The organism is Hydrogenophaga sp. Root209 (genome assembly GCF_001428625.1).
Taxonomy (GTDB): Bacteria; Pseudomonadota; Gammaproteobacteria; order Burkholderiales; family Burkholderiaceae_C; genus Hydrogenophaga.
The window spans coordinates 442,902-467,498 of record NZ_LMIE01000012.1 but is presented as its reverse complement, the minus strand read 5'-3'; the positions used below and the strand labels follow the sequence as shown (position 1 = coordinate 467,498).

Annotated in this window: 25 protein-coding genes and 1 pseudogene; 15 read left to right on the top strand and 11 right to left on the bottom strand. The window is 66.9% G+C overall.

The annotated features are described in order from the left end of the window. Positions 1–115: 115 nt before the first annotated feature. Positions 116–409 (top strand): annotated as a pseudogene (locus ASE11_RS10955) (hypothetical protein); the annotation flags it as partial. 88 nt (positions 410–497) lie between these two features. Here ASE11_RS10955 and ASE11_RS10950 read toward each other — a convergent pair. The 3 genes from ASE11_RS10950 to ASE11_RS10940 form a co-directional block, all read right to left on the bottom strand. Continuing rightward, positions 498–926 (bottom strand): organic hydroperoxide resistance protein, encoded by a 429-nt coding sequence (locus tag ASE11_RS10950; RefSeq protein WP_056270521.1) that lies wholly within the window; start codon positions 924–926, stop codon positions 498–500. 66 nt (positions 927–992) lie between these two features. After that, positions 993–1,442 carry a MarR family winged helix-turn-helix transcriptional regulator gene (locus ASE11_RS10945; RefSeq protein WP_056270516.1) on the bottom strand — a complete coding sequence of 150 codons (450 nt, stop codon included), beginning with the start codon at positions 1,440–1,442 and terminating at the stop codon, positions 993–995. A 94-nt stretch (positions 1,443–1,536) separates the two neighbouring features. Beyond that, the gene (locus ASE11_RS10940) at positions 1,537–2,595 is read right to left on the bottom strand and encodes a serine/threonine protein kinase (protein WP_056270513.1); all 1,059 of its coding nucleotides are present in this window, start codon (positions 2,593–2,595) and stop codon (positions 1,537–1,539) included. Between the two features lie 57 nt (positions 2,596–2,652). Here ASE11_RS10940 and ASE11_RS10935 point away from each other — a divergent pair, with 57 nt between their 5' ends. The 4 genes from ASE11_RS10935 (at position 2,653) to ASE11_RS10920 (ending at position 6,452) form a co-directional block, all read left to right on the top strand. Then, positions 2,653–3,564, top strand: a complete 912-nt coding sequence (locus ASE11_RS10935; protein ID WP_056270728.1) for a class I SAM-dependent methyltransferase — start codon at positions 2,653–2,655, stop codon at positions 3,562–3,564. Positions 3,565–3,712: 148 nt separating this feature from the next. Next, positions 3,713–4,900: a cation:proton antiporter gene (locus ASE11_RS10930; RefSeq protein WP_056270510.1), complete on the top strand. Its 1,188-nt coding sequence runs from the start codon at positions 3,713–3,715 to the stop codon at positions 4,898–4,900. Between the two features lie 8 nt (positions 4,901–4,908). Beyond that, on the top strand, positions 4,909–6,033 hold the full coding sequence (locus ASE11_RS10925; RefSeq protein ID WP_056270507.1) for a YbdK family carboxylate-amine ligase: 1,125 nt from the start codon (positions 4,909–4,911) through the stop codon (positions 6,031–6,033). A 164-nt stretch (positions 6,034–6,197) separates the two neighbouring features. Next, positions 6,198–6,452, top strand: coding sequence for a hypothetical protein (locus ASE11_RS10920; RefSeq protein WP_056270503.1), 255 nt, complete (start codon positions 6,198–6,200; stop codon positions 6,450–6,452). An 89-nt stretch (positions 6,453–6,541) separates the two neighbouring features. Here ASE11_RS10920 and ASE11_RS10915 read toward each other — a convergent pair whose 3' ends face one another. Both ASE11_RS10915 and ASE11_RS10910 read right to left on the bottom strand, forming a co-directional pair. Next, the gene (locus ASE11_RS10915) at positions 6,542–7,372 is read right to left on the bottom strand and encodes an ABC transporter permease (protein WP_056270500.1); all 831 of its coding nucleotides are present in this window, start codon (positions 7,370–7,372) and stop codon (positions 6,542–6,544) included. A gap of 3 nt (positions 7,373–7,375) precedes the next feature. Then, positions 7,376–8,311 (bottom strand): ATP-binding cassette domain-containing protein, encoded by a 936-nt coding sequence (locus ASE11_RS10910; protein ID WP_056270497.1) that lies wholly within the window; start codon positions 8,309–8,311, stop codon positions 7,376–7,378. Between the two features lie 96 nt (positions 8,312–8,407). Here ASE11_RS10910 and asd point away from each other — a divergent pair, with 96 nt between their 5' ends. Together asd and purT are read left to right on the top strand one after the other, a co-directional pair. Next, entirely contained in the window at positions 8,408–9,259 is an 852-nt protein-coding gene (gene asd, locus ASE11_RS10905) for an archaetidylserine decarboxylase (protein WP_056270493.1), read from the top strand. 25 nt (positions 9,260–9,284) lie between these two features. Then, positions 9,285–10,487, top strand: coding sequence for a formate-dependent phosphoribosylglycinamide formyltransferase (gene purT, locus ASE11_RS10900; RefSeq protein WP_056270489.1), 1,203 nt, complete (start codon positions 9,285–9,287; stop codon positions 10,485–10,487). Positions 10,488–10,494: 7 nt separating this feature from the next. Here the strand turns inward: purT and ASE11_RS10895 are convergent, their stop codons facing one another. After that, complete coding sequence (locus tag ASE11_RS10895; RefSeq protein WP_082585666.1) at positions 10,495–11,280, bottom strand: ABC transporter ATP-binding protein; 786 nt, start codon at positions 11,278–11,280, stop codon at positions 10,495–10,497. Between the two features lie 176 nt (positions 11,281–11,456). On the opposite strand from ASE11_RS10895, the gene ASE11_RS10890 reads away from it, so the two are divergent. The 3 genes from ASE11_RS10890 (at position 11,457) to ASE11_RS10880 (ending at position 13,469) form a co-directional block, all read left to right on the top strand. Next, positions 11,457–11,999, top strand: coding sequence for a DUF3455 domain-containing protein (locus ASE11_RS10890; protein ID WP_056270482.1), 543 nt, complete (start codon positions 11,457–11,459; stop codon positions 11,997–11,999). A gap of 137 nt (positions 12,000–12,136) precedes the next feature. Beyond that, positions 12,137–12,703, top strand: a complete 567-nt coding sequence (locus ASE11_RS10885) for a sigma-70 family RNA polymerase sigma factor (protein WP_056270479.1) — start codon at positions 12,137–12,139, stop codon at positions 12,701–12,703. A gap of 61 nt (positions 12,704–12,764) precedes the next feature. Continuing rightward, on the top strand, positions 12,765–13,469 hold the full coding sequence (locus ASE11_RS10880; protein WP_056270477.1) for an anti-sigma factor domain-containing protein: 705 nt from the start codon (positions 12,765–12,767) through the stop codon (positions 13,467–13,469). A 27-nt stretch (positions 13,470–13,496) separates the two neighbouring features. Here ASE11_RS10880 and ASE11_RS10875 read toward each other — a convergent pair whose 3' ends face one another. Further along, positions 13,497–14,999, bottom strand: a complete 1,503-nt coding sequence (locus ASE11_RS10875) for an AMP nucleosidase (RefSeq protein WP_056270474.1) — start codon at positions 14,997–14,999, stop codon at positions 13,497–13,499. 42 nt (positions 15,000–15,041) lie between these two features. Between ASE11_RS10875 and ASE11_RS10870 the strand changes: the two genes are divergently transcribed. Further along, positions 15,042–16,280: an MgtC/SapB family protein gene (locus tag ASE11_RS10870; protein WP_056270473.1), complete on the top strand. Its 1,239-nt coding sequence runs from the start codon at positions 15,042–15,044 to the stop codon at positions 16,278–16,280. Positions 16,281–16,289: 9 nt separating this feature from the next. Here the strand turns inward: ASE11_RS10870 and gorA are convergent, their stop codons facing one another. Both gorA and ASE11_RS10860 read right to left on the bottom strand, forming a co-directional pair. Further along, positions 16,290–17,696 (bottom strand): glutathione-disulfide reductase, encoded by a 1,407-nt coding sequence (gene gorA / locus ASE11_RS10865; protein WP_056270470.1) that lies wholly within the window; start codon positions 17,694–17,696, stop codon positions 16,290–16,292. Further along, positions 17,693–18,598: a LysR family transcriptional regulator gene (locus tag ASE11_RS10860; RefSeq protein WP_056270467.1), complete on the bottom strand. Its 906-nt coding sequence runs from the start codon at positions 18,596–18,598 to the stop codon at positions 17,693–17,695. The genes gorA and ASE11_RS10860 overlap by 4 nt, the downstream gene beginning before the upstream one ends. Before the next feature lie 102 nt (positions 18,599–18,700). On the opposite strand from ASE11_RS10860, the gene ASE11_RS10855 reads away from it, so the two are divergent. Both ASE11_RS10855 and ASE11_RS10850 read left to right on the top strand, forming a co-directional pair. Continuing rightward, positions 18,701–19,324 (top strand): glutathione S-transferase family protein, encoded by a 624-nt coding sequence (locus ASE11_RS10855; RefSeq protein ID WP_056270464.1) that lies wholly within the window; start codon positions 18,701–18,703, stop codon positions 19,322–19,324. Continuing rightward, positions 19,321–20,262, top strand: coding sequence for a pyridoxamine 5'-phosphate oxidase family protein (locus ASE11_RS10850; protein WP_056270461.1), 942 nt, complete (start codon positions 19,321–19,323; stop codon positions 20,260–20,262). Before ASE11_RS10855 ends, ASE11_RS10850 begins: the two co-directional genes overlap by 4 nt. 132 nt (positions 20,263–20,394) lie before the next feature. Here the strand turns inward: ASE11_RS10850 and ASE11_RS10845 are convergent, their stop codons facing one another. Next, a complete protein-coding gene (locus tag ASE11_RS10845) occupies positions 20,395–21,246 on the bottom strand; it encodes a 3-hydroxybutyryl-CoA dehydrogenase (protein WP_056270458.1) in 852 nt (283 codons plus the stop codon). Between the two features lie 188 nt (positions 21,247–21,434). Between ASE11_RS10845 and ASE11_RS10840 the strand changes: the two genes are divergently transcribed. Both ASE11_RS10840 and ASE11_RS10835 read left to right on the top strand, forming a co-directional pair. Continuing rightward, positions 21,435–23,135, top strand: coding sequence for a GMC family oxidoreductase (locus tag ASE11_RS10840; RefSeq protein WP_082585664.1), 1,701 nt, complete (start codon positions 21,435–21,437; stop codon positions 23,133–23,135). Then, positions 23,080–23,379: an antibiotic biosynthesis monooxygenase family protein gene (locus ASE11_RS10835; RefSeq protein ID WP_056270455.1), complete on the top strand. Its 300-nt coding sequence runs from the start codon at positions 23,080–23,082 to the stop codon at positions 23,377–23,379. The genes ASE11_RS10840 and ASE11_RS10835 overlap by 56 nt, the downstream gene beginning before the upstream one ends. Here ASE11_RS10835 and rocF read toward each other — a convergent pair whose 3' ends face one another. Continuing rightward, a complete protein-coding gene (rocF, locus tag ASE11_RS10830) occupies positions 23,380–24,297 on the bottom strand; it encodes an arginase (RefSeq protein WP_056270452.1) in 918 nt (305 codons plus the stop codon). Between the last annotated feature and the right edge of the window lie 300 nt (positions 24,298–24,597).

Sequence of the window (24,597 nt, the reverse complement as noted above, 5' to 3'; positions counted from 1 at the left end):
ACGGCGGAACCACGGTGAGCGGCACGGGTCATTCAGGCAGCGTTGAAGTACCCTTGCTCTTGAACCTTTTGGGGATCCCATGACGAACCTTGCCCATACCTGCCGCCAGCGGCTCATGCATGCGTCACGACGGGCCACCTGGCTGTGCGCCGCCGCCTTGCTCACCGGTTGCTCGGTGGGCGTGGGGGTGGGCATTCCGGTCGGCCCGTTTTCCATCGGCGTGGGCGTGGGTTCCGGTGGCGTGAACGCCGGCGTCAGCACCGGCGTGGGGCCGGTGGGTGTGGGCGTGGGGGTGAACCAGCGCGGTGCGGTGAGCGCCGGTGCCGGCGTGGGCACGAGCAGCCGGGTCGGCAACAGCAATGCGCGCGTCGGGGTGGGTGTGGGCACCAGCACCACCATCTACGATCCCGACCTGTATCGCAAATAGGGGTCGACCCCCATCAAAAAAAGCCCGTCCGGCGTGAGCCAGACGGGCTTTTTGCTGCCTGAGCCGACGCTCAGACCACCGTGATCGTCACGTTGATGTTGCCGCGGGTGGCATTGGAGTACGGGCACACCTGGTGCGCGGCGTCCACCAGGTCCTGGGCCACGGCGCGGTCCATGCCTGGCAGGCTCACGTTCAGGCGGGCAGCAATGCCGAAGCCGGCCGGAATCGGGCCGATGTCGACTTCAGCGTCGATCGACGCGTCGGCTGGCACAGCCACTTTTTTCATGCCGGCCACGTGTTTCATGGCGCCCATGAAGCAGGCGGAGTAACCGGCGGCGAACAGCTGCTCGGGGTTGGTGGCCGCGCCCGAGCCGCCCATGGCTTTGGGAGGCGAAAGCTTGACGTCGAGCATGCCGTCGTCGGAGCGGGATGTGCCTTCGCGGCCGCCGGTGGTGTGGGCGCGGGCGGTGTAGACGACTTTGTCGAGGGAAGTGGGCATGGTGTGGCTCCTGGGGTTGAATCGCTTGCGGGAAGCGGGGGATTGAAACGGGGAAGGGAACAAGGGTCAGGCGGAGAGACGATCGCGCAGGGTCTGCACCTGCCGGGTGAGTGCAAGGACTTCGGCCACGTCGCACTGCGTGGCTTGCAGCACGCAGCCCGGAATGCGCGCGGCCCGGGCCTTGAGCTTGCGGCCGGCAGCGGTCAGGCGGATCAGCACGCGGCGCTCGTCCTGCACGTCGCGCAGGCGGGTCACGAGTTCGGCGGTCTCCAGACGCTTGAGCAACGGGGTGAGGGTGCCCGAGTCGAGGTGCAGGCGCTCACCGAGTTCGGAGACGGCCACGCCGTCGTGCTCCCACAGCACCAGCATGGCCAGGTACTGCGGGTAGGTCAGGCCGATCTCGTCCAGCAGCGGCTTGTACAGCTTGGTCATGGCCAGCGAGGCCGAGTACAGCGCAAAGCAGAGCTGGTGGTCGAGCTGCAGGGCCTGGTCGCTGGAGAGGCGTGGGGTGTTCATGGGTCGTTAGTGTATCGAGCAATTAAATTGCGTGCAATTCAATTGCGAGCAACCACAAACCGAATGGGGTCATCGCCGACCCCTCGAACAGCGTTCAGGCCATCAATGGCTCGGCCTGCATTTCCTCGATCTGCTCCACCAGCATGTCGACCTGGCCCTGCCAGTAGTCGCGGCTGCCGAACCAGGGGAAGTTGATCGGGAAGGCAGGGTCGTCCCAGCGGCGCGCAACCCAGGCGCTGTAGTGGATCAGCCGCAGCGTGCGCAGGGGCTCAATCAGCGCGAGCTCACGCCGGTCGAAGGGGCGGAACTGTTCGTAGCCATCGACCAGTGCGCCGAGCTGCTGCGTCTGCTGGCGCCGGTCTCCACTGAGCAGCATCCAGAGGTCCTGCACCGCCGGGCCGGTGCGCGCGTCGTCCAGGTCCACGAAATGCGGTCCGGCGCCGGGCTGGCCTTCGGGCGTCCAGAGGATGTTGCCGGGGTGACAGTCGCCGTGCAGGCGGATGCGGCGGATGCCGTCTTCTGCCAGCGGCGCGCCCGCCTTGAGCACCGGGTGGGCTTCGATCAAGGCCAGCGCTTCTTCGAGTGCGGCGGCCCAGGCGGTGCGAACCTCGGGCGCCACGGCGGCGTGTTCCATCAACCAGTCGCGCGGCTCGCGGGCGAAGCTGGCGGCGTCCAGCGCCGGGCGCACCTGGAACGCCTGCGCCGCACCCACACTGTGGATGCGCGCCAGAAAGCGGCCGATCCATTCGAGCACGTCGAAGTCGTCGAGCTCGGGCCGCCGTCCACCGCGGCGAGGGCTCACCGCGAACGCAAAACCGCCGAAATGGTGCAGGGTGGCGCCGTTCACCACGAGCGGGGGTACCGCGGGAATCTCGGCCTGCGCCAGCTCCATGGCAAACGCATGCTCCTCGGCAATCTGCTCGTCGCTCCAGCGCCCGGGCCGGTAGAACTTGGCCACCACCTGGTCCACGCCATTCACCGGTGACTCCAGGTGGATCTGGTATACGCGATTTTCGAAGCTGTTGAGCGCGGCCATGCGCCCGTCGCCCCACAGGCCGATGCTGGCCAGCGCGTCCTGCACCACATCGGGTGTCAAGGCGCTGTAGGGATGATCGGCGGGAGCAACGGAGTCGAGCGTCATGGGCAGGGTCATGGGCGATTGTCACCGTTGCAGACCGCCGTGGCGGGTGCGCGCACCTATCATCGGCCCATGGCCAAAAACAAATCTTTACCACGCCCGGTGCCCACGCTGCAGGAGCAATTGCCCGAGCTGCGCGAAGGCCAGTCGGTGGCCTTGCTGCAGGAGCTGCACATCCTCACCCGCGAGGGCAAGCTCAACCAGGACACGCGGCGCAAGCTCAAGCAGGTGTACCACCTGGTGCAGTTCATCGAACCGCTGCTGGCCGAGGTGTTGGCCGCGCGCGGCGATGTGACCCTGGCCGACCACGGCGCGGGCAAGTCCTATCTGGGTTTCATTCTGTACGACCTGTTCTTCAAATCCAGGCCGGTGGGCCGCGTGACCGGCGTGGAAACCCGCGCCGAGCTGGTGGACAAGTCGCAAGCCCTGGCCAGCAAGCTGGGCTTCGGGCGCATGGACTTTCTGGCCACCACGGTGCAGGAGGCGCTCACCCACCCCGGCCTGCCGGAGCGCATCGACGTGGTGACCGCGCTGCACGCCTGCGACACCGCCACCGACGATGCGATTGCCTTCGGTCTGGCCAAGCAGGCCAGCCACATGGTGCTGGTGCCGTGTTGCCAGGCCGAGGTGGCTGGCGTGCTGCGCCAGCACAAGGCATTGAGCCTGTCACGTTCGCCGCTGGCCGAGCTCTGGCGCCATCCACTGCACACGCGCGAGTTCGGCAGCCAGATCACCAACGTGCTGCGCTGTTTGCAACTGGAAGCAAATGGTTACAACGTGACGGTGACCGAACTGGTCGGCTGGGAGCACTCCCTGAAAAACGAACTCATCCTGGCCCGTAGAATGGCCGACGACCGACATGGAGCCCGCGAGAAGGCTCGGCAGCGATTGATGCAGGTGCTCGATGAGTTGGGCCTACCCGAACTCAAGACGCGGTTTGCTGCTGCAGAGGTCGGATCGGGTCCGTCCGCAGTGACGACCTGATTGTTCGCGGCGGCCTTCCCGGTCGCCTGTTGTTCATGTTCCCGGTGTACAAGTCAGCGCCACGCTGATGCCGGTTTGCCTGTTGACCTCCGGGGAGTTTTTGCCCCAAGGTCACCATCCCACAGACCCCATCCAGGAGAGCCTGCCCATGGTCACCGATTTTGCTTTTCTATTGCAGTCCATTGCCTGGCCTTTGGTGCTGCTGCTGGCCTGGTTCCTGGCCGAGCTGTTCTTCGAGCGTTGGCACATTCCGCGCGTCACCAGCTACGTGGCGGTGGGGCTGCTCGGTGGACTGATCAACCTGCCCGGCCTCACCACCGATGTGCCCGGCCTGCCGTTCCTGGCCAACGTGGCGTTGTCGCTGGTGCTGTTCGAACTCGGTTACCGCATCAACCTGCGCTGGTTCCGCCACAACCCCTGGATGCTGGCGCTCGGCGTGGTCGAATCCATCGTCACCTTCTGCGTCATCTATTGGGTGAGCGGCTGGTTCGACCTGCCGCTGGACCACCGCCTCATCATTGCCGCGCTCTCCATCTCGGCCTCACCCGCGGGCGTGGTGCGCGTGGCCAACGAGCTGCGCAGCGCAGGGCAGGTGACCGAACGCGTGCTGCACCTGTGCGCCATCAACTGCATTTTGTCGGTGGTGGCGCTCAAGCTGGTGGCGGGTTACTGGTACCTGAACACCTCCGGTGATCTGGTGCTGGCCGCTTTCGGCAGCATGTACGTGGTGGCCACGTCGGTGGCCATCGGTGTCTTGCTGGGGGTGGCCGTGCCCTGGCTGCTGCGCTGGCGAACCACGCACGAGCGGGGTGTGACGGTGGTGTTTGCGCTGTCGGTGTTGCTGCTCACCACCGCCGCCTACGGCCTCAAGCTCTCGCCGCTGCTGGCGGCATTGTCCTTCGGCATCGTGGCGCGCGAGCGGCGGGTGCACCTCACCAACGCGCAGCGCGATTTCGGCACCGCGGGCGACATGGCCTCGGTGTTCCTGTTCGTCTACATCGCCTCGTTGCTGAACTGGGCCGACGTGGGGGCCGGCCTGCTCATGGGCTTGCTGCTGATCCTGATGCGCACGGCCTCCAAGGTGGGCTGCAACCTGGTGGCCGCGCGCCTCTCGGGCATCACCGAGCGCAAGGGTGTGCTCACGGGGCTCGCACTCACACCCATGTCGGCGTTTGCCATCCTGCTGCTCGAGCAGACCCGCCTGTACGGCTTCGCGCCTGCGGTGGAGGTGCTGGCGGCCATGGCCGGGATGATGGTGGTGCAGGAGCTGCTGGGGCCTATGGTCACGCAGCGCGCGCTGATGACCGCGCACGAAACCCACGTCACAAAAGAGTAGGAGCTCCCATGCCATTGGAAACATTCAAATCGTCCGATTCGCTGACCATGGGCGTGGAGCTGGAGCTGCAGCTCGTCAACACCTACGACCTCGATCTCTCCAGCAGCGCCAACGACTTGCTGGAGCTGTTGCGACGCAAGCCGTTTCCGGGGGTGGTCACGCCCGAGATGACGCAGAGCATGATCGAGATCGCCACCGACATCCAGCGCGAGCACGGCCCGCTGCTGAGCCAGCTGCAGCAAATCCGGGACACGCTGGTGAGCGCGGGCGACCGGCTCAACATCGAGATCGCGGGTGGCGGCACGCACCCGTTCCAGCGCTGGTTCGAGCAGCGCATCTTCTCCAAGCCGCGTTTCCAGGAGCTCTCGGGCCTCTACGGCTACCTCGCCAAGCAGTTCACCGTGTTCGGGCAACACGTGCACATCGGTTGCTCCAACGCCGACGAGGCGCTGTTCCTGTTGCACTCGCTCAACCGCTACGTGCCGCACTTCATCGCGCTCTCGGCGTCGTCGCCGTTTTCGCAGGGCGTGGACACGCTGTTCGACTCGGCGCGGCTGAATTCGGTGTTCGCGTTTCCGCTCAGCGGGCGCGCGCCGTTCACGCTGAGCTGGGACGAGTTTTCCAACGTGTACTTCACCAAGATGGAGAGCACCGGCGTGGTCAAGTCCATGAAGGACTTTTACTGGGACATCCGGCCCAAGCCCGAGTACGGCACGATCGAACTGCGCGTGTGCGACACGCCTCTCACGGTGGAGCGCGCCGCGGGCCTGGCGTGCTATTTGCAGGCGCTGTGCCGCCACCTGCTGGAGCGCCGCGAGCTGCCACCCGAGGAAGACGACTACCTCGTCTACACCTACAACCGGTTCCAGGCCTGCCGCTTCGGGCTGGACGGGATGATGGTCAACCCCAAGACGCGTGAGCAGATCAGCATCCGCGAAGACATCCTGGCCACGCTGCGGCATCTGGCACCGCATGGCCTCGCGCTGAATTCGCTGGCCGCGCTCGACGAGATCGAGCGCACGGCAGGGCGCGTGGGCAACCACGCCACCTACCTGCGCAACCAGTACAGGGACAGTGGCAGCGTGCAGTCGGTGGTGCGCGCCAGCGTGGAGGCGCTGCGCACGGGACCGTGACTTTGTTTGCGCCGGGCTTGTAGGTGTTTGGGACGCCGTGTCAGGCAACTTCTTACACAGGGAATGGGGCTGCGCCGACTTAACGCCCTGAAGGTGGCCCGATACAGTTTGTTTCATCGACAGCCGATTTGAAACAACCGCCGCATTTCCCCCAGGAACCCACCATGTCCATCACGTCCAGCCGCCTCAACCCCTTCGTCCTCATGCTCGATCCGGAAGCCGTGATCCACGCCATGGAGACCAGCGCCAACCTGCGTGGCCTGCGCCAGCGCATCTGCCGCCCGCTGGACAAGCCGCTGATTCCCAAGATCTTCGACACCGCCCGCGACTTTGACGCCGTGATCGAAGCCGAAGAATTCATGGACTCCGGCGCCGAGCTTTACTGCGAAGCCCAACCTGCCCTTCAGATGGTTCACTGAAAGGACGGCCGCAGCGCAGGGCCGCCCCAAGCCAGGCCAGCCCCCTCGGGGGGCAGCGACCCGCGAAGCGGCGGAGCGTGGGGGCCAGGTTATTTGGCGAATCTTTTGCGCGTGAGCGCAAGGGCCAGCCAGAACGCTGCCACGGTGTAGAACAGCAGCACGCCCGCATGCAACCAGGCCTGCTGAGGCCACTGATCCATGAACAGGGGTCGCACCAGTTCCACCGCGTTGGTCAGCGGCAGCCAATCGGAGATGTGGCGCACCACCACCGGCAGTTGCTCTCGCGGAAAGAAGACGCCCGAGAGAAACATCATCGGGGTCAGGAACAGCGTGAAGTAGTAGGTGAAGAAGTCGTAGCCCTGGGCCAGGGCGTTGAACACCAGGGCGATGCACGAGAACGTGATGCCCACCCCCAGCAGCACCGGCCAGGCCAGCAGCAGCTTGGGTGAATGGCTGATGCCCAGCGCAAGCATCACGCCCATGATGGCCGTCACCGAGAACAGGGCCTTGAAGCCCGCCCACAACATTTCCGCCAGCACCACGTCGTCCAGGCCCACCGGCGCGTTCATGATGCCGTCCCAGGTCTTCTGCACGTGCATGCGCGAGAACGCCGAGTACAGCGCCTCGAAGCTGGCCGCGTTCATCGCGCTCATGCAGATGCTGCCGCTGGCCAGAAACAGGATGTAGGGCACCGCCACGCCCCCCTGGGGTGTGTTGATGGTCACCTGCCCGACCAGCGCGCCCATGCCGTAGCCAAAGGCCACCAGCCACATCAGCGGCTCGGCGATGTTGCCCACCAGGCTGGGAATGGCGAGCTTGCGCCAGACCAGCAGGTTGCGAAGAAAAACGGGCCACCATCGCATTGAAATTCGAGGCGGTGACCAATGCGATGGAACGGTTGCAACGGCTGTGGTGTTCATGGCTTAGCCATCCTCTCGTATTTGCCGGCCTGTGAGTTTCAGGAACAGGTCTTCCAGGTTCGCCGGCCGGTGCAGCGTGCGCAGTTGCGGGTGCGCGCCGAGTGCCGCCAGCAGCGGCATCGCCTGCGCGGTGTAAAAGAACACGGTCTCGCCGCTCACTTCCACACGCGCCGCCAGCGCACGCACGGAGGCGTGTTCTTCGGCCTGCGCCAACGCGAGCGCGCCGTTGCCGTACACCTCCACCACGTCGGGCTCCAGGTGCTGCGCGATCAGCTCGCGCGGGCGGCCTTCGGCGATCTTGCGGCCGTGGTCGAGCACCAGCAGGCGCGAGCACAGGCGCTCGGCCTCGTCCATGAAGTGGGTGGTCAGCAAAATGCTTTTGCCTTCTTGCAGCAGCATCTGCAGACGCTCCCACATCAGGTGGCGCGCCTGCGGGTCCAGCCCGGTGGTGGGCTCGTCGAGCATCAACAGTCGAGGGTCGTTCACCAGTGCACGCGCCAGCGACAGGCGCCGCTTCATGCCGCCGGAGAGTTCGCCCGGCTTGGCGTGCGCCTTGTGCGAGAGCGCGGCAAACTCCAGCAACCGCGGCACCCGCGCGCGCACCTGGGCCGCCGGCAGTCCGAAGTAGCGGCCATAGACCAGCAGGTTCTCGGCGCAATCGAAGTCCGGGTCCAGCGTGTCCATCTGGCTCACCACACCCAGCTGCGCCTTGATGGCGAGTGCGTCGCGCGGCATCTCCAGGCCAAAGGCGGTGATGCTGCCGGCGTCCGGCGCGGTCAGGCCCAGGCACATGCGGATGGTGGTGGTCTTGCCCGCGCCGTTGGGCCCGATCACGCCCAGGCATTCGCCAGGGTGGATGGAAAAACTCAGGTCGTTCACCACCGTGCTCTCACCGTAGCGTTTGACGAGATCGTGGCATTCAAACAGGGCTTGCGTCATGGTGCGGGATTGTGCCCGCGTGGCCGATGAGTGAGGGGGGCGACCCCTACAATGCGAGGCCGCCCGCCAGGGTCTTGCTCCTTCTGCTTCACGCCCATGTCCCTCGCCGTTTCCCTGCAATACGTGTTTCCGAAGCGCGCGCTCACTGTGTTTGGCGGCTGGGTGGCCAACGGTCGCTGGGGCGCCATCACCCAATGGATCATTCGCCGCTTCATTCGCAAGTACGGCGTCAACATGGCCGAGGCAGCGAACCCCGCGCCGACCGCCTACGCCAGCTTCAACGCGTTTTTCACGCGCGCCCTGAACCCCGGCGCGCGCCCGCTGGCCAACGCCGCTTTCGTGTGCCCGGTGGACGGCGCCATCAGCCAGTTCGGCGCCATCACACGCGATCAGATCTACCAGGCCAAGGGCCACACCTACAGCACACGTGCCCTGGTGGGCGGTGACGCGGCGCTGGCCGCGCTGTTCGACGACGGCGCCTTCGCCACCATCTACCTCAGCCCCAAGGACTACCACCGCATCCACATGCCGGCGGCCGCCACGCTGCGCCGCATGGTCCACGTGCCGGGAGATCTCTTCTCGGTCAACCCGGCCACCGCGCAAGGCGTGCCTGGCCTGTTCGCGCGCAACGAGCGCGTGGTCTGCGTGTTCGACCTGCAGGTGGGCGAGGCCACCGTGCCCTTCGTGCAGGTGCTCGTGGGCGCGACCATCGTGGGCAGCATGGCCACCACCTGGCACGGCGTGGTGAACCCGCCGCGCCCTGACACGGTGCGCGAATGGTCGTACGACGACAACCCGGTGCAGCTGCAGCGCGGCGAGGAAATGGGCCGCTTCCTGCTCGGCTCCACCGTCGTACTGCTCTGGCCGCGCGACACCATCGCTTTCAACCCCGACTGGGCGCCTGGCAACAGCGTGCGCCTGGGCGAGGCCATGGGCGACGCGCTCTGAATTCCTTTGTTCCTGGAGTCTTGACATGACCACGCTCGGTACCCCTTTGTCTCCCTCGGCCACCAAGGTCATGCTGCTCGGCTCGGGCGAGCTCGGCAAGGAAGTGCTGATCGCACTGCAGCGCCTGGGTGTGGAGACCATCGCGGTTGACCGCTACGAGAACGCGCCCGGCCATCAGGTGGCGCACCACGCGCGCACCATCACCATGAGCGATCCGGCACAGCTGAAGGCGCTGATCGAGGCCGAGCGCCCACACCTGGTGGTGCCCGAGATCGAGGCCATTGCCACGCCCATGCTGCAGGAGCTGGAAGCCGCCGGTGCGGTGCGCGTGATCCCCACCGCCCGTGCCGCGCGCCTCACCATGGACCGCGAAGGCATCCGCCGCCTCGCGGCCGAGACGCTGGGCCTGCCCACCAGCCCGTACAAGTTCTGTGATTCGCTGCAAGAGCTGCAGGCGGCCATCGATGCCGGGATAGGTTATCCGTGCATCGTCAAACCGGTGATGAGCAGCAGCGGCAAGGGCCAGAGCAAGATCGACGGTCCGGCCGACGTGAGATCAGCCTGGGACTACGCGATGTCGGGCGGGCGGGTCGGCCCGGGCCGCATCATCGTGGAAGGCTTCATAGCCTTCGACTACGAGATCACCCAGCTCACCGTGCGCGCCGTGGGTACCAGCGGCGAGATCGAGACGCACTTCTGCGAGCCGATCGGCCATCTGCAGGTGAGCGGCGACTACGTGGAGAGCTGGCAGCCTCATCCGATGACGCCCAAGGCCCTCGCCGAGTCGCGCCGCATCGCCAAGGCCGTGACCGACGATCTGGGGGGGCAGGGGCTCTATGGCGTGGAGCTGTTCGTCAAGGGGGACGACGTCTGGTTCAGCGAGGTGAGCCCGCGCCCGCACGACACCGGCATGGTGACCATGATCACGCAGTGGCAGAACGAATTCGAGCTGCATGCGCGCGCCATCCTGGGCCTGCCGGTGTCCACCGAGCTGCGCAGCCCGGGCGCCAGCGCTGTCATCTACGGCGGCGTGCAAGCGCAGGGCATCGTCTTCGACGGTGTGGACGAGGCCCTGCAGGTGCCGCAGACCGACCTGCGTTTGTTCGGCAAACCCGAGAGCTTCAGCAAGCGCCGCATGGGCGTGGCGCTGGCCTTCGACGCCGACGTGGAGAAGGCTCGCGAACAGGCCAGGCTGGCGGCCTCCAAAGTACGACCCCGCAAGGCCTGACGTCCGATCAGTGGAGCGCGCTGGCCGCTTCGTGGGTGGTGTGGTGCTCGACGGCACCGCCGTTGACATGAATCACCCGCTGCGCCCAGTCGGCAGCGCTGGCCTTCTGGCTCACCAGGACCACCGTGATGAGGTGCTCGGTGTTGAGCCTGCGCAGCAAGGTGCCGATGTCGGGGCACAAGGGCTGGTCTGAAGCCCGGCTGGCCCGGTCCACCAGCAACACGCTGGGGTTGCAGACCAAGGCACGGGCAATGCCGGCCTTGCCATGTTCGGTGCCGGTCAGTTCGTCGGGCATCTTGCGCCCGCAGTCTTCCAGCCCGACCAGCGAGAGCGCACGCGTGGCTGCCGTCAGGCAGCGCTCGGGTGACAAGCCGCGGTACATCAGCGGCAGTGCCACATTGCCTTGCAACGAATGGGTGCGCAGCAGGTTGTATTCCTGCGGCACAAAGCCGAAGAAGCGTCGCCGCAACCACAAGCGCTGCTCGTCGGACAACGACTGTTCCGGCACGCCCTGAAAGCGGTAGCCACCGCTGGTGGGGGCTTCCAGAAGACCCAGCATCTTCATCAGGGCCGATTTGCCCGATCCGCTGGGGCCCACGATGGCGGTGAACTCGCCCCGGTGGATGTCAAGGTCCACCGATCTCAGGGCTTCGTGCGTGGCGCTGCCCTTGTCGTACAGCTTGCTGGCTCCCGTCAGACGCATCAGCGGCTGGGTGCAGGTTCTCGTGCGCGTTGCAACGACAGACGTCCCGCTGGAACATCCGATGGTCGAGGTGTTGTGGTCGAGGTTCATGCGAATGCAGCTTACGCAGCACCTTCACGCCACACCGTTCGGAAACGAACACATGTCCAGCTATTTGCGGTTTTTTTGATCCGGGTGCATCCAGATCGCGACTCCAGGCGTAGTACTTCCAGCAGCCACCTGTTTTGTGCTGTTCGAGTTTCCTCAACCTCAATCTGGAGTCACCCATGATGATCAAGTCCACCCTGGCCGCCGCGGTCGCCCTCGCCCTGACTGCTTGCGCCACCGGCCCCGCGCCCATGATGTATTCCCAGGCCATGCTGCCCGCCGCCGTGCAGGTGCCCATGGGCCACAAGGTGGTGATGGAGACCGTGGGCGCTGGTGACATCACCTACGAGTGCCGCGCCAAGGCCAACATGGCTGGCCAGTTCGAATGGGTGTTCGTGGGTCCCGATGCCAGGCTGATGGACCGCTCGGGCAAACAGGTGGGCACCTATTACGGCCCGCCGGCCACGTGGCAGAGCATGGACGGCTCCAGGTTCACCGGCACACAGGTGGCCGTGGCCCCGGCCGCCGCCGGCAACATCCCGATGCAGCTGGTGAAAGCCAACCCGGCCATGGGCAGTGGCGCCATGACCGGCGTGACCTATGTGCAGCGCGTGGCCACGGTGGGTGGTGTGGCCCCGGCCATGGCCTGCGGTGCCACCAACATGGGCAGCAAGCAGATCGTGAAGTACCAGGCCGACTACATCTTCTACAAGGCGGTCTGATGGCCGCTGGCCGGCGTGACCGGGCGCCGGCCGCCCGTGTGCATGGAACCCTCGGGTACGATGGAAGGCAACCCCGTCGGGTATCTCCGCAAGGAGGTGCCCGACGTCCGATCGATCCGCTGGTCCGACCGTCGCCCGTGCCCCCCAACGACCCCACGCCTTTCGACCACAACGCCGCGCTGGCGGCCTGCGCCCGGGGCGATCAGGGCGCCCTGCAACGCCTCTACGAACGCGAACACCGCTTCCTGATGGGCGTGGCCATGCGCATCGTGCGCGACCACGCCGCCGCCGAGGACGTGCTGCACGACGCCTTCATGGCGATCTGGAACCGCGCCTCCACCTTCGACCCCGCCCGAGGTGAAGGCCGCGGCTGGATGTGCAGCGTCGTGCGCCATGGCGCACTCAATGCGGTGCGCTCCAGCGCCCGCACCGTGTCGATGGACGAAGAACTTCTGGACGATATGCAGGACGCCGAACCGCCGGCCGCACCCGACATGCTCGACGCCTTTTCCATGCGTTCCACACTCGGCCAGCTCGACCAATGCCTGGAGCGGCTCGACGTGGCCAAGCGCAACTGCGTGCTGCTCGCTTACCTGGACGGCTGCACCCACGCCGAGATCGCTGAACGCCTGAGTGCACCGCTGGGTTCGGTCAAGGCCTGGATTCGCCGCGGCATGGCTTCGCTCAAGGAGTGTCTGGCATGAGCGCCGTGCCGGGCCGCCCCAAGCCAGCTCGCACCGCAGTGCGCAGCACGGAGGTTTCACAATGAGCCTTGATCCCCTGCAGCAACTCGCCGCCGACTACGTGCTCGGCACGCTCTCCGCCGGCCAGCGCATCGAGGTGGAAGAGCGCCTGCCCAGAGACGCCATGCTGCGCACGGCCGTGCAGCAGTGGGAAGCCAGGTTGCAACCCCTGACCCAACTGGTGGCGCCGGTCGACCCTTCCCCCGCCCTGTGGCAGCGCATCAAAAACAGCCTGCCCGCCACACCCCGCGCAGCGTCCGCCCCGAAGCAGGGCGGCTTGAGCCACTGGTGGAGCAGCGTGGCCTTCTGGCGCTTCGCGGCCGCCACCGGTTTTGCCGCCGCCGGCGTGATGGCGATCGCACCCACGGTGGGCTTGTTTGCGCCTGCGCGTCCTCAATACATGGTGGTGCTGGTGGCGCCGCAAGGCACTGCGCCCGGCTGGGTGGTGCAGGCCAGCAGCCCGCAGCGCCTGAAGCTGATTCCGGTGGCGCCCGAGCCGGTGCCCGCGCAGCGATCACTGCAGTTCTGGACCAAGGCCGACAGCTGGAGCGCGCCGGTGTCGCTGGGCCTGGTGGAGCCGGGCAAGCCGATCGAGATTCCGCTCGACAAGCTGCCCCCCATCGAGCCCAACCAGCTGTTCGAGATCACGGTGGAACCCTACAACGGCTCGCCCACAGGACGGCCCACCGGGCCGATCCAGTTCATCGGGCGGTCGGTTCAGCTCTGAGGGGGCGTTCGATCGCCGCCTCGGCACTCACTGGAACGCCACCTCCGCAAAACTCCGCAACTTGCGACTGTGCAACTGGTCCGGTCCGCCTTCGCGCAGGATGTCGATGGCGCGGATGCCGATGCGAAGGTGTTGGTCCACGCGCTCGCGGTAGAAGTGGTTGGCCATGCCCGGCAGCTTGATCTCGCCGTGCAGGGGCTTGTCGCTCACGCAGAGCAGGGTGCCGTAGGGCACGCGGAAGCGGAAGCCGTTGGCGGCGATGGTGGCGCTTTCCATGTCGAGCGCCACGGCGCGCGACTGTGAAAACCGCCGTTGTGGCTTGTTATCGGGCAGCAGTTCCCAGTTGCGGTTGTCGGTGCTGGCCACGGTGCCGGTGCGCATGATGCGCTTGAGTTCGTGCGGGGGCACGCCGGTCACGTCGGCCACCGCGGCTTCGAGCGCGAGCTGAATCTCGGCCAGCGCAGGAATCGGCACCCACAGCGGCAATTCTTCGTCGAGCACGTGGTCTTCGCGCACGTAGGCGTGGGCCAGCACGTAGTCGCCCAGCTGCTGGCTGGTGCGCAGGCCGGCGCAGTGGCCGAGCATGAGCCAGGCGTGCGGGCGCAGCACGGCGATGTGGTCGGTGATGGTCTTGGCGTTGGCCGGGCCCACGCCGATGTTGACCATGGTGATGCCGCTGCGGTCGGCGCGCATGAGGTGGTAGCCCGGCATCTGCGGCAGGCGCGGCGGTGGGTGGCCGAGTGCGTCAATGGCCTCGGCGGCCAGGCCGGCGCGGCGCATCACCACGTTGCCCGGCTCCACGAAGGCGATGTACTCGCTGTCGGGTTTGGCCATCTCGGCGTGGCCGAGCTTGATGAATTCGTCGATGTAGAACTGGTAGTTGGTGAACAGCACGAAGTTCTGGAACCACTCGGGCGCGGTGCCGGTGTAGTGGCGCAGGCGCTGCAGCGAATAGTCGACCCGCGGTGCTGTGAACAGCGAGAGCGGGTGCGCTTCGCCGGGTCGGGGCTCGTGGGTGCCGTTGGCGATGCCGTCGTCCATGGCGGTGAGGTCGGGCAGATCAAACACGTCGCGCATGAAGGCGCGGCGCGCCACGTCCAGGCTGCCTTCCACGTGGTCGTGTTCGGCGAACGAGAAGTGGATCGGAATGGGCTGCGTGCTGGTGCCCACCTCCAGTTCGCCGCCGTGGTTGGCCAGCAGCAGGCGGAACTGCTCCAGGTAGTAGTCGCCGTAGAGGTCGGGGCGGGTGAGGGTGGTCTCGAAGCGGCCGGGGCCGGCCACGAAGCCGTAGCTCAGGCGGCTGATGGGCAGACTGCTGCTGCCCTGGCGCGAAACGCTGTGCGTGTGCAGCCTCACGTAGGGGTAGCAGGCGCGCACGCGGGCATGGGTGAAGTCGCCACCCCCCACGAAATCGCGCATGGCCTCGCGCAGGAACTCCACGTTGTCGTGGTAGATGCGCTGCACCTGGCGCAGGGCGGCGGCCGGGTCGTTGAGAAAGATCGGAGCGGTAAAGTCGGGTGTCTTGTGCATGGGGCTTATTGTGGCTGTGCACCGATGAACCCGCATGACACGATGAGCCTTGCCATACCCGATCTGTCCCAGGCCGCCGCCCCCTTGGCCGCGGCGTTGGGTTGTGGCTTGTTGATCGGCATTGAGCGCGAGCGCCGCAAGGGCGACGGGCCAGGTCGCGCGCTGGCGGGCTTGCGCACCTTTGCACTGACTTGCGTCACCGGCGCGGCCGCGGCGCTCACGCAGGTGACCGGCCTGGTGGTGGCGGGCGCGGTGTTCGTGGCTGCGCTGGGCGTGGTGGCTTACTTTCGCGACCGCTCCGACGACCCGGGCGTGACCACCGAAGTGGCGCTGCTGCTCACCTACCTGATCGGTGTGCTGTGCGCCTGGAGCCTGCCACTGGCCGCCGGCCTGGCGGTGGGGCTGACCGCCATGCTCGCCGGGCGCGAGCGCCTGCACGGGTTTGCGCGGCATTGGCTGCGGCCAGCCGAGGTGCGCGACGGCATCGTGCTCGCCGCGCTGGTGCTGCTGGCCCTGCCGTTGGTGCCCGACCGAGCCTTGTGGGACAACACGCTCAACCCCCATGTGATCGTGCAGTTGCTGGCCTTGCTGCTGGGCGTGCAAGCCGCCGCCCACCTGGCGCGCCGGCTGCTGCAGGCCCGCCACGCGGTGACGCTCTCGGCCCTGGCCTCGGGTTTTGTGTCGAGCACCGCGACCATCGCCACGCTGGGTCTGGCGGTGCGTGAAGGCCGCAGCGGTGCGCGGCTGATGGCCGGCGGTGCGCTGCTCAGCTGTGTGTCGACCCTGCTGCAGTTGCTGCTGGTGGCCGCTGCCGTGCAGCCGGCCTGGCTGGGGCATCTGGTGTGGCCGGCGCTGGGTGGCTCGGTGATGGCGCTGGCATGGGGAATGTGGTTGGTGCGCGGCGCGCCGTCAGAGGCTGCACCGGCGGCTGTGGAGCAGGACGAGCGCATGTTCAGCCTGACGGGCGCCGCCGCGGTGGCGGCGCTGCTCGCGGGCATCCAGGTGCTGGTGCATGCGCTCACGCTGTGGCTGGGCGAGGCCGGCCTGATCGTGGGCAGCCTGCTGGGTGCGCTGGCTGATCTGCATTCGGCGCTGGCGGCGGTCTTCACCTCGGGGCCGCCCGCGCCCATCAGTCACCAGGCCGTGGTGGGTGCGCTGGCCGTGCATGCCCTGAGCAAAAGCGTGACCGCCGCGCTGGTGGGCGGGCGGTCTTACGCGCTCTGGTTCTTGCCGGGGTTGTGGGCGCACACGGCGCTGGTGATGGGGTTGCTGGCTTTCTGAAGCACGGGTTCAGGCTTTGACGGGATCGCGCATGGTGACGAACTCTTCAGCGGCCGTGGGGTGGATGCCGATGGTGCTGTCGAACACCGCCTTGGTCGCGCCGGCTTTCATGGCCACCGCAAAGCCCTGAACGATCTCGCCCGCCTCGGCGCCCACCATGTGCAGGCCCACCACGCGGTCGCTGGCCGCGTCCACCACCAGCTTCATCAGCGTGCGTTCGGTGCTGCCCGAGAGCGTGTGTTTGAGCGCCTTGAACTCGCTGCGGAAGACGGTTACCGTGCCGAACTTCTCGCGCGCCGCCTGCTCGCTGTAGCCCACCGTGCCGATGCTCGGGTGCGTGAAGACCGCGGTGGGGATGAACTCGTAGCCCATGTTGCGCGGCGCCTTGCCGGCGGCGGGGCCAAACAACTGGTCCACCACCACCATGGCCTCGCCCAGCGCCACCGGTGTGAGCTGCACGCGGTTGGTCACGTCGCCCACCGCGAAGATGGACGGCACATTGGTCTGGTAGCGCTCGTTGACGACGATCTCTCCCTGGGCGCCTTGCGCCACGCCCACGGCCTCCAGACCCATGTCCTTCACGTTGGGCACGCGGCCGGTGGCGTACAGCACGGCATCGGCCATCACCAGGGCCCCGCCTTCACATTCCACGCGCAGGCCGTCGTCCGTTTTGCGGATGTCCACCACCCCGGCGTTGAGGTGCAGGTCCACGCCTGCCTTGACCATTTCGGCGGCCACGAAGTGGCGGATCTCGTCGTCGAAGCCGCGCAGGATCTGCTCGCCCCGGTAGAGCTGGGTGACCTTCGCGCCCAGGCCGTTGAAGATGGAGGCGAACTCGCTGGCAATGTAGCCACCGCCCACCACCACCAGCCGCTTTGGAAACGGTTCGAGGTCGAAGATGTCGTCGGAGACGATGACGTGTTCGCGCCCCACGAAGTGCGGCACGTGCGGCGTGCCACCGGTGGCGATCAGGATGTGCTTTGCGCTGAACTCCTGGTGACCGGGTGAACCGTCGGCGTTCAGCGTGGCCAGCGCGATGCCGTGTGCGCCGGTGAGGCTCGCGAAGGCGTCGAACACGGTCACGCCTGAGCCGCGCAGCAGGTTGCCGTAGACACCATTGAGGCGCGTGATCTCTTTCGCGCGGTTGGCCTTCAGCGTGGCCCAGTTGAAAGTGGGTTTCTCACCCTCCCAGCCGAAGCCGTGCGACTCGTCAAACGACTCGGCGTAGTGCGCCGCATAGCTGTAGAGCTTCTTCGGGATGCAGCCCACGTTCACGCAGGTGCCGCCCAGGCCATCGGTGCCGAGCACCTCGGCCAGCGCCACGCGCGCGCCGCGCTGCGCGGCCATGCGGGCGGCGCGCACGCCGCCGCTGCCGCCGCCGATCACAAAAAGGTCAAAGTCGAAAGTGGTGGTCATGGTGGGTTGCTTCCGGGCTCGAAGCCCTTGAGTTCCTGGCGAATGAAATCGATGAAGGCCCGCGTGCGCGCGGGCAGCAGGCGGGCGTGGGGGTACACCACGTGGATGGGACGAGGGGCGTCCTCAAATGTTTCCAGCACGGTTTGCAATTCTCCGGTCTTCAGGAGCGGCGCGACCTGGTACGAAAGAAACTGGCCAAAGCCTGCTCCCGCGGCGCACGCCTGCACGGCGGGCGCGATGTGGTTGAACTCCAGGTTGCCGCTGACGCTGAGTTTGAGCGCTTTGCCGCCGTCGCGAAAGCTGCCCCAGGTGGGCGAGTGCCCCGCCAGGCGCACGCAGTTGGCCTTGAGCAGCTCGTTCGGGTGCGCCGGCACGCCCTGCTCGCGCAGGAACGCGGGGCTGGCCACCACCACGCGGCGGATCTCGCCCAGCGGTAGCGCGACCAGGCTGGAGTCCTCCAGATGGGCGATGCGGATGCCCACGTCGATGCCTTCCTCCAGCAGGTTCACCACCCGGTCCATCAGCATCACGCGGCAGCGCATCTGGCGGTGCTGCTGCACGAAGCGCGTGACGATGGGCGCCACATGCATCTGGCCGAACAGCACCGGTGCGGTGATGGTGAGGTGGCCGGTGGGCTCGGTGGCATGGTTTTTCAGCTCGACTTCGGCATCGTCCACCGCGCTCAACAGGTGGCGGCAACTCTCCAGGTGGCGGCGACCATCTTCGGTGAGCGAGATGCGGCGCGTGGTGCGGTTGAACAGGCGCACCCCGAGATGGGCTTCGTAGGCCGCGAGCAAGCGCACCACCGCGGGCAAGGAGCTTCCCATGGCCCAGGCCGCCGCAGTGAGGCTCCCGGCGTCGGCGATCTGCACGAAGGTGTCCATGGCACGGAGTTTGTCCATGCGCCATTAGACCGTTTCTCGGAGCAGTGAAGTGCGTGCAGGGGTATTGGTGAATGTGCTTGCAACAAAGAAGATCGCATCTTCCCCATCCAGGAGCCTCCCATGACATCTTCCATTCAGCTCTACCGCAGCGCAATTTCCGGCCACTGCCACCGCGTCGAACTGTTCCTCTCGCTGCTCGGCTTGCCGTTCGAGAGCATCGACGTCGACCTCGCGCTGAAAGAGCACAAGTTGCCCGACTTCCTCGCCATGAACCCGCTGGGGCAGGTGCCGGTGCTGCGCGACGGTGATCTGACGCTGGCCGATTCAAACGCCATCCTGGTCTACCTGGAGGGCCGCCATGCGCCGGGCCAGTGGCTGCCGCGTGACCCGGTGGGCGCGGCGCGCGTGCAGCGCTGGCTCTCGCTGGCCGCCGGCCCGCTGGCGTTCGGGCCGGCCGCCGCCCGCGTGGTGCAGCTCTTCCAGCGCCCCACCGACCCGAAAGAGTCGATCGAGCGCGCCCAGGGCCTGTTCCAGTTCATGGAGTCGGAACTGAGCCAGACGCCGTTTCTGGTCGGCGAGCGCGCCACGCTGGCCGATGTGGCGCACTACGCCTACGTGGCGCGCGCCCCGGAAGGCCTGGTGTCGCTGCAACCCTACCCGGCGATCCGCGCGTGGCTGGCGCGCATCGAGGCGCTGCCGGGCTTCGTGCCCATGCTCAAGTCGCCGGTGGGGTTGGAAGCATGAACGCCTTCCACGCTGGTGAACAGGCCCTGCAGGCGCGCGCCGGCGTGCAGGCACAGATGGCGCAGATCGGCCCGCGCGTGATGCGCGACCACATGCCCGACCAACACCGCGAGTTCTTCGGCCTGCTGCCCTTCGTGGTGGTGGGCAGCGTGGATGCGCAGGGCCAGCCCTGGGCCAGCGTGCTCGCGGGCGCGCCAGGGTTCATGACCTCGCCCGACCCGACGCACCTGCACATCCGCGCCCGACCCGTGCCGCACGACCCGCTCAACACCACGCTGCACGACGGCGCGTCGCTCGGCCTGCTCGGCATCCAGCCGCACACGCGCCGGCGCAACCGCATGAACGGCACGGCGCACTTGCGGGAAGACGGCCTCACAGTCGAGGTCGGCCAGAGCTTTGGCAACTGCCCGAAGTACATCCAGGCGCGCGAACCGGTGTGGACGCCGGATGCGCCGGCCGGGCACCTGGCGCACGAGGGACCAACCCTCGACGAGGCATCGCGCCAACTGATCCACGCGGCCGACACCTTCTTCATCGCCACCGCGCATCCCCAGGCGGCTGTGGCGAGCGAGCCGCGGCATGGGGTGGATGTGTCGCACCGTGGCGGCGCGCCGGGCTTTGTGAAGATCGAAGGCCAGCGGCTCACCGTGCCCGATTTCCCGGGCAACCTCTTCTTCAACACGCTGGGCAACATCGCGGTGCATCCGCCAGCGGGCCTGCTGTTCATGGACTTCGAACGGGGTGACCTGCTGTACCTCGCGGCGCACGCCAGCGTGGTGTGGGACGGCGCCGAGCTTGCGGCGTTCGAGGGGGCGCAGCGGCTGCTGCGGCTGGACGTCACGCGGGCGCTGCGCGTGCAGGGTGGCTTGCCGCTGCGCTGGGGACCGGCCGAGCGCTCGCCTCACCTCGCCGGCATGGGCAATTGGTCACCCGGGTAGTGCGGCGGGGTACAGAATCACCACCAAAGCCGTCGGAGCGCGTGCCTCACCCCAGAGATGCCGTGGAACCGGCTCCGCCGGGCCACAGGGCATCGCCCCCTCAGGGGGGTGCCGCGAAGCGGCGCGGGGGGATCAATAGGTATAAACGCCGCGCCCGGTCTTGCGGCCCAGGTAGCCCGCGGCCACCATTTCCTTGAGCAGCGGGGCCGGGCGGTACTTGCTGTCGTTGAACTCGGCGATGTAGACGTTCATCACGGCCAGGCACACGTCCAGGCCGATCATGTCGGCCAGGGCCAGCGGGCCGATGGGCTGGTTGGTGCCCAGCTTCATGCCGGCGTCGATGTCTTCCGGCGTGGCGATGCCTTCGGCCAGCACGAAGAAGGCCTCGTTGATCATCGGCACCAGGATGCGGTTGACCACGAAGCCGGGCGCGTTCTTCACGGTGATGGGCGACTTGCCCAGCGCCTCGGCCAGCGCCTTCACCGCGTCGTGCGTGGCGTCGCTGGTCTGCAGGCCGCGGATGATCTCCACCAGCGCCATCATGGGCACCGGGTTGAAGAAATGCATGCCGATGAAGCGGTCGGGGCGCTGCGTGGCGGCGGCCAGCTTGGTGATGCTGATCGAGCTGGTGTTGGTGGCCACGATCACCTCGGGCGCGAGCAGGCCGTCGAGCTGCTGCAGGATCTTGACCTTCAGACTTTCGTTTTCCGTCGCGGCCTCGATCACCAGTTGCGTGCCCTTGAGGTCCTCGTAGTTCGTCGAGCCTTTGATGAGCGACAGCGCCTGGTCCTTGTCGGCGGCGCTGATCTTTTCCTTCTTGATCAACCGGTCCAGGCTGGCGGCCACGGTGGCCAGGCCCTTGTCGACCGCGGCCTGCGCGATGTCGACCATCACCACGCGGATGCCGCGGGTGGCGCAGGCCTGCGCGATGCCGTTGCCCATGGTGCCCGAGCCGATGATGCCGACGGTTTGAATGCTGTTCATGAAGGGGATGCTCCTGCGGAAGTGGGTGGGGATCTGGGGGTGATCGGCGGTTTGTGCCGGCGTCGCGAGGGCGTCGCCGGAGGCGGTTTCTTAGGCGCCACAGCCTACCTGGGCTGACACCCCTGTGCTAACTTGCTGTGAGATTGTCGCGCACGGCTTGGCGTGCGCCACACACGAGGGAGACAACCATGTACGACTACATCATCGTTGGCGGCGGATCGGCCGGCAGCGTGCTCGCCGGCCGCCTGAGCGAAGACCCCGCCATCCGTGTCGCCCTCATCGAGGCCGGCCCCCCCGACCGCAGTGTGTTGATCCACTGCCCGGCGGGCCTGGCGGTGATCGCGAAATTCGAAATGAATGGCTGGGGCTACAACACCGTGCCGCAGCCCGGCCTCAACGGTCGGCGTGGCTACCAGCCGCGCGGCAAGGTGCTGGGTGGCTCCAGCTCGATCAACGCCATGATCTACGCGCGCGGCCACGCCAGCGACTATGACGGCTGGGCCGCCCTGGGCAACCCGGGCTGGTCGTACGCCGATGTGCTGCCGTACTTCAAGCGCGCCGAGCACAACGAGCGCGGCGCCGATGCGTTGCACGGCCAGGGCGGCCCGCTCAACGTGATGGATCTGCGCAGCCCCAACCCATTCCTGGCCTCGTTCATCGAGGCCGGCCAGCAGGCGGGCTACCGGCACAACACCGATTTCAACGGACTGGAGCAGGAAGGCGTGGGCGCCTACCAGGTCACGCACAAGAACGGTGAGCGCTTCAGCGCGGCCAAGGCCTACCTCACGCCGCACCTGCAGCGACCCAACCTGCAGGTGATCACCAACGCCCTGACCACGCGCGTGGTGATGGATACCGATCACAGCCCGCCGCGCGCGGTGGGGGTGGAGATTCGCGGCAACGGCGGGCGTGGGCCGATGCAGGTCCTGCGCTTGAACGACGGTGGCGAGGTGGTGCTCAGCGCCGGTGCGTTCGGCTCCCCGCAACTGCTCATGGTCTCGGGCGTCGGCCCGGCGGAGCACCTGCGTGAACACGGCATCGCACCCGTGCTGGACCTGCCCGGCGTGGGTGCGAACCTGCACGACCATGTGGACGTGGTGATCGTGGTCAACGCACCCAAGGTGCGAGATCTGCTTGGCCTGACGCCGGGCGGGGTGTGGAAGGCGGTGCGTGGCATTTTTGAATGGCGGCGCCTACGCAGCGGCATGCTCACCACCAACTTCGCCGAAGCCGGTGGCTTCATCAAGAGTGGGCCCGATGAGGCCGTCCCCGACCTGCAACTGCACTTTGTGGTGGGCAAGCTGGTGGACCACGGCCGCAAGTCGGTGCTGGGCCACGGCTATTCATGTCACGTGTGCCTGCTGCGGCCCCGGAGCCGGGGCAGCCTGCGCCTGGCCAGCGCCGATCCACAGGTGGCGCCCCTCATCGACCCTGGGTTCCTGCAGGACCCCGACGACACCGCTCGCCTGGTGCGCGGCTTCCAGGTGATGCGCCGGCTGTTGCAGCAACCGGCCCTCACGCGCCACGGCGGCACCGAGTCGGCCACCTCGGTGCTGGCGCAGAGCGAGGGGCAGATCGAGCAGTTCGTGCGCAACCACGCCGACACGATCTACCACCCGGTGGGCACCTGCAGGATGGGGCCGGGACCCATGGACGTGGTGGACGCCCGCCTGCGGGTGCACGGGGTGGCGGGTTTGCGGGTGGTGGATGCCTCGGTGATGCCCACCGTGGTGGGTGGCAACACCAATGCGCCGGTGATCATGATGGCGGAGAAGGCGGTGGATATGATGCTCGACGATCGCCTCGCCGCGTCATCACTTCAGGAACAACACCATGATTCTCGAACACGCGGACATCCGCATCGACCCCCTCAAGAGCTCAGCGTTTGAAGAAGCCATCCTGCGTGGGGTGAGCACTGTCATTGCTCACGCCAATGGCTTCAAGGGCTACAAGGTCAACCGCAGCATCGAGACGCCGGGCCGCTACCTGCTGATGATTTATTGGGACACGCTGGAAGATCACACCGTGGGCTTTCGTGGCTCCGACCTGTTCCCCCAGTGGCGCGCGATCGTCGGCCCGTTTTTCGCGCAGCCGCCGGTGGTCGAGCACCTTGAGCTTGTAGGCAAGAGCTGATCAGCCCTTCCTCATGAGCGTGGACTTCCCGAACAGGCTTTCGATTAAATCCACCGCCAGTTCCGCCGTGCGGTTGCGCACGTCGAGTGCCGGGTTGAGCTCCATCACGTCCATGGAGGCCAGCCGTCCGGTGTCGGCGATCATTTCCATGCACAGCTGCGCCTCGCGGTAGGTGGGGCCGCCGGGCACCGTGGTGCCCACGCCCGGGGCGATGTCGGGGTCGAGGAAGTCCACGTCGAAGCTCACGTGCAGGTGGGTGTTGTCGTCCATGCCCGAGAGCGCCTGCTCCATCGTGTGGCGCATGCCCATCTCGTCGATGTAGCGCATGTCGAACACCTCCAGCCCCGCTTCGTGCACCAGGCGCTTCTCGCCAGCGTCCACGCTGCGAATGCCGATCTGGCGCACCACGCTGGCGTCGATGGCCGGTGTGGTGCCGCCAATGCCGGTGAGCAGCGCCGGGCCATGGCCACACAGCAGCGCCACCGGCATGCCGTGGATGTTGCCGCTGGGCGTGAGGGCAGCGGTGTTGTAGTCGGCGTGGGCGTCGAGCCACAACACGCGCAGCTGTTTGCCCTTCTCGCGGCAGTGGCGGGCCACCGCACTGATCGAGCCCAGGCCCAGGCAGTGGTCACCGCCGAGCACGATGGGCAGGCGTCCCAGCGACAGTTCGGCGTGCACCGCGTGGTGCAGTGTTTCGTTCCACGCCGCCACCTCGGGCAGGTGGCGGTAACCGTCGGTGGGCGGTTGCCAGGGGTTGGGTGGCCCACTGAGATTGCCGCGATCGAGCACGTTCAAACCGTGGCTTTCAAGCACGCTGGCCAGGTTGGCCACGCGCATGGCTTCGGGGCCCATGGAGGCACCGCGCGCGCCCGCGCCGATGTCGGTGGGGACGCCGATGAGGCTGATGTGTTTTTGCATGTGGTCTATCCTCAATGAGCTGGCTTTGCAAGACGGGGCTTCTTGCGAATCGACAGAGTGATGCCCAGGGGCGATGAGCGTGCTCCATGCGTGTGACTTGGTAATGAACTGTGTCGGGTTGTCGTTTCACTTGGCGGGCTGGCCACAGAGCGCACCACAGGACCCACGGTACCAGAGCCACGGTGGGGGGTCGAAATTGCCGTTACATCCGCGAACTTCCTGACGCGATCCTTTTCGAAGGAGCCTCCAAACTTGGCCCCTTCGAACAACCCTGACGAGATACTTCGCCCAATGAAAAAG

What these genes read in the sequence shown, in the direction of transcription:
- ASE11_RS10860 (WP_056270467.1), bottom strand. Translation starts at nt 18,598, where the DNA reads ATGGACAAACTCCGTGCCATGGACACCTTCGTGCAGATCGCCGACGCC.
- ASE11_RS10950 (WP_056270521.1), bottom strand. Translation starts at nt 926, where the DNA reads ATGCCCACTTCCCTCGACAAAGTCGTCTACACCGCCCGCGCCCACACC.
- ASE11_RS10940 (WP_056270513.1), bottom strand. Translation starts at nt 2,595, where the DNA reads ATGACCCTGCCCATGACGCTCGACTCCGTTGCTCCCGCCGATCATCCC.
- asd (WP_056270493.1), top strand. Translation starts at nt 8,408, where the DNA reads ATGTCCCTCGCCGTTTCCCTGCAATACGTGTTTCCGAAGCGCGCGCTC.
- ASE11_RS10890 (WP_056270482.1), top strand. Translation starts at nt 11,457, where the DNA reads ATGATGATCAAGTCCACCCTGGCCGCCGCGGTCGCCCTCGCCCTGACT.
- ASE11_RS10855 (WP_056270464.1), top strand. Translation starts at nt 18,701, where the DNA reads ATGACATCTTCCATTCAGCTCTACCGCAGCGCAATTTCCGGCCACTGC.
- ASE11_RS10835 (WP_056270455.1), top strand. Translation starts at nt 23,080, where the DNA reads ATGATTCTCGAACACGCGGACATCCGCATCGACCCCCTCAAGAGCTCA.
- ASE11_RS10870 (WP_056270473.1), top strand. Translation starts at nt 15,042, where the DNA reads ATGAGCCTTGCCATACCCGATCTGTCCCAGGCCGCCGCCCCCTTGGCC.
- ASE11_RS10935 (WP_056270728.1), top strand. Translation starts at nt 2,653, where the DNA reads ATGGCCAAAAACAAATCTTTACCACGCCCGGTGCCCACGCTGCAGGAG.
- ASE11_RS10845 (WP_056270458.1), bottom strand. Translation starts at nt 21,246, where the DNA reads ATGAACAGCATTCAAACCGTCGGCATCATCGGCTCGGGCACCATGGGC.
- purT (WP_056270489.1), top strand. Translation starts at nt 9,285, where the DNA reads ATGACCACGCTCGGTACCCCTTTGTCTCCCTCGGCCACCAAGGTCATG.
- ASE11_RS10840 (WP_082585664.1), top strand. Translation starts at nt 21,435, where the DNA reads ATGTACGACTACATCATCGTTGGCGGCGGATCGGCCGGCAGCGTGCTC.
- ASE11_RS10915 (WP_056270500.1), bottom strand. Translation starts at nt 7,372, where the DNA reads ATGAACACCACAGCCGTTGCAACCGTTCCATCGCATTGGTCACCGCCT.
- ASE11_RS10945 (WP_056270516.1), bottom strand. Translation starts at nt 1,442, where the DNA reads ATGAACACCCCACGCCTCTCCAGCGACCAGGCCCTGCAGCTCGACCAC.
- ASE11_RS10920 (WP_056270503.1), top strand. Translation starts at nt 6,198, where the DNA reads ATGTCCATCACGTCCAGCCGCCTCAACCCCTTCGTCCTCATGCTCGAT.
- ASE11_RS10895 (WP_082585666.1), bottom strand. Translation starts at nt 11,280, where the DNA reads ATGAACCTCGACCACAACACCTCGACCATCGGATGTTCCAGCGGGACG.
- ASE11_RS10930 (WP_056270510.1), top strand. Translation starts at nt 3,713, where the DNA reads ATGGTCACCGATTTTGCTTTTCTATTGCAGTCCATTGCCTGGCCTTTG.
- rocF (WP_056270452.1), bottom strand. Translation starts at nt 24,297, where the DNA reads ATGCAAAAACACATCAGCCTCATCGGCGTCCCCACCGACATCGGCGCG.
- ASE11_RS10850 (WP_056270461.1), top strand. Translation starts at nt 19,321, where the DNA reads ATGAACGCCTTCCACGCTGGTGAACAGGCCCTGCAGGCGCGCGCCGGC.
- ASE11_RS10880 (WP_056270477.1), top strand. Translation starts at nt 12,765, where the DNA reads ATGAGCCTTGATCCCCTGCAGCAACTCGCCGCCGACTACGTGCTCGGC.
- ASE11_RS10925 (WP_056270507.1), top strand. Translation starts at nt 4,909, where the DNA reads ATGCCATTGGAAACATTCAAATCGTCCGATTCGCTGACCATGGGCGTG.
- ASE11_RS10875 (WP_056270474.1), bottom strand. Translation starts at nt 14,999, where the DNA reads ATGCACAAGACACCCGACTTTACCGCTCCGATCTTTCTCAACGACCCG.
- ASE11_RS10910 (WP_056270497.1), bottom strand. Translation starts at nt 8,311, where the DNA reads ATGACGCAAGCCCTGTTTGAATGCCACGATCTCGTCAAACGCTACGGT.
- gorA (WP_056270470.1), bottom strand. Translation starts at nt 17,696, where the DNA reads ATGACCACCACTTTCGACTTTGACCTTTTTGTGATCGGCGGCGGCAGC.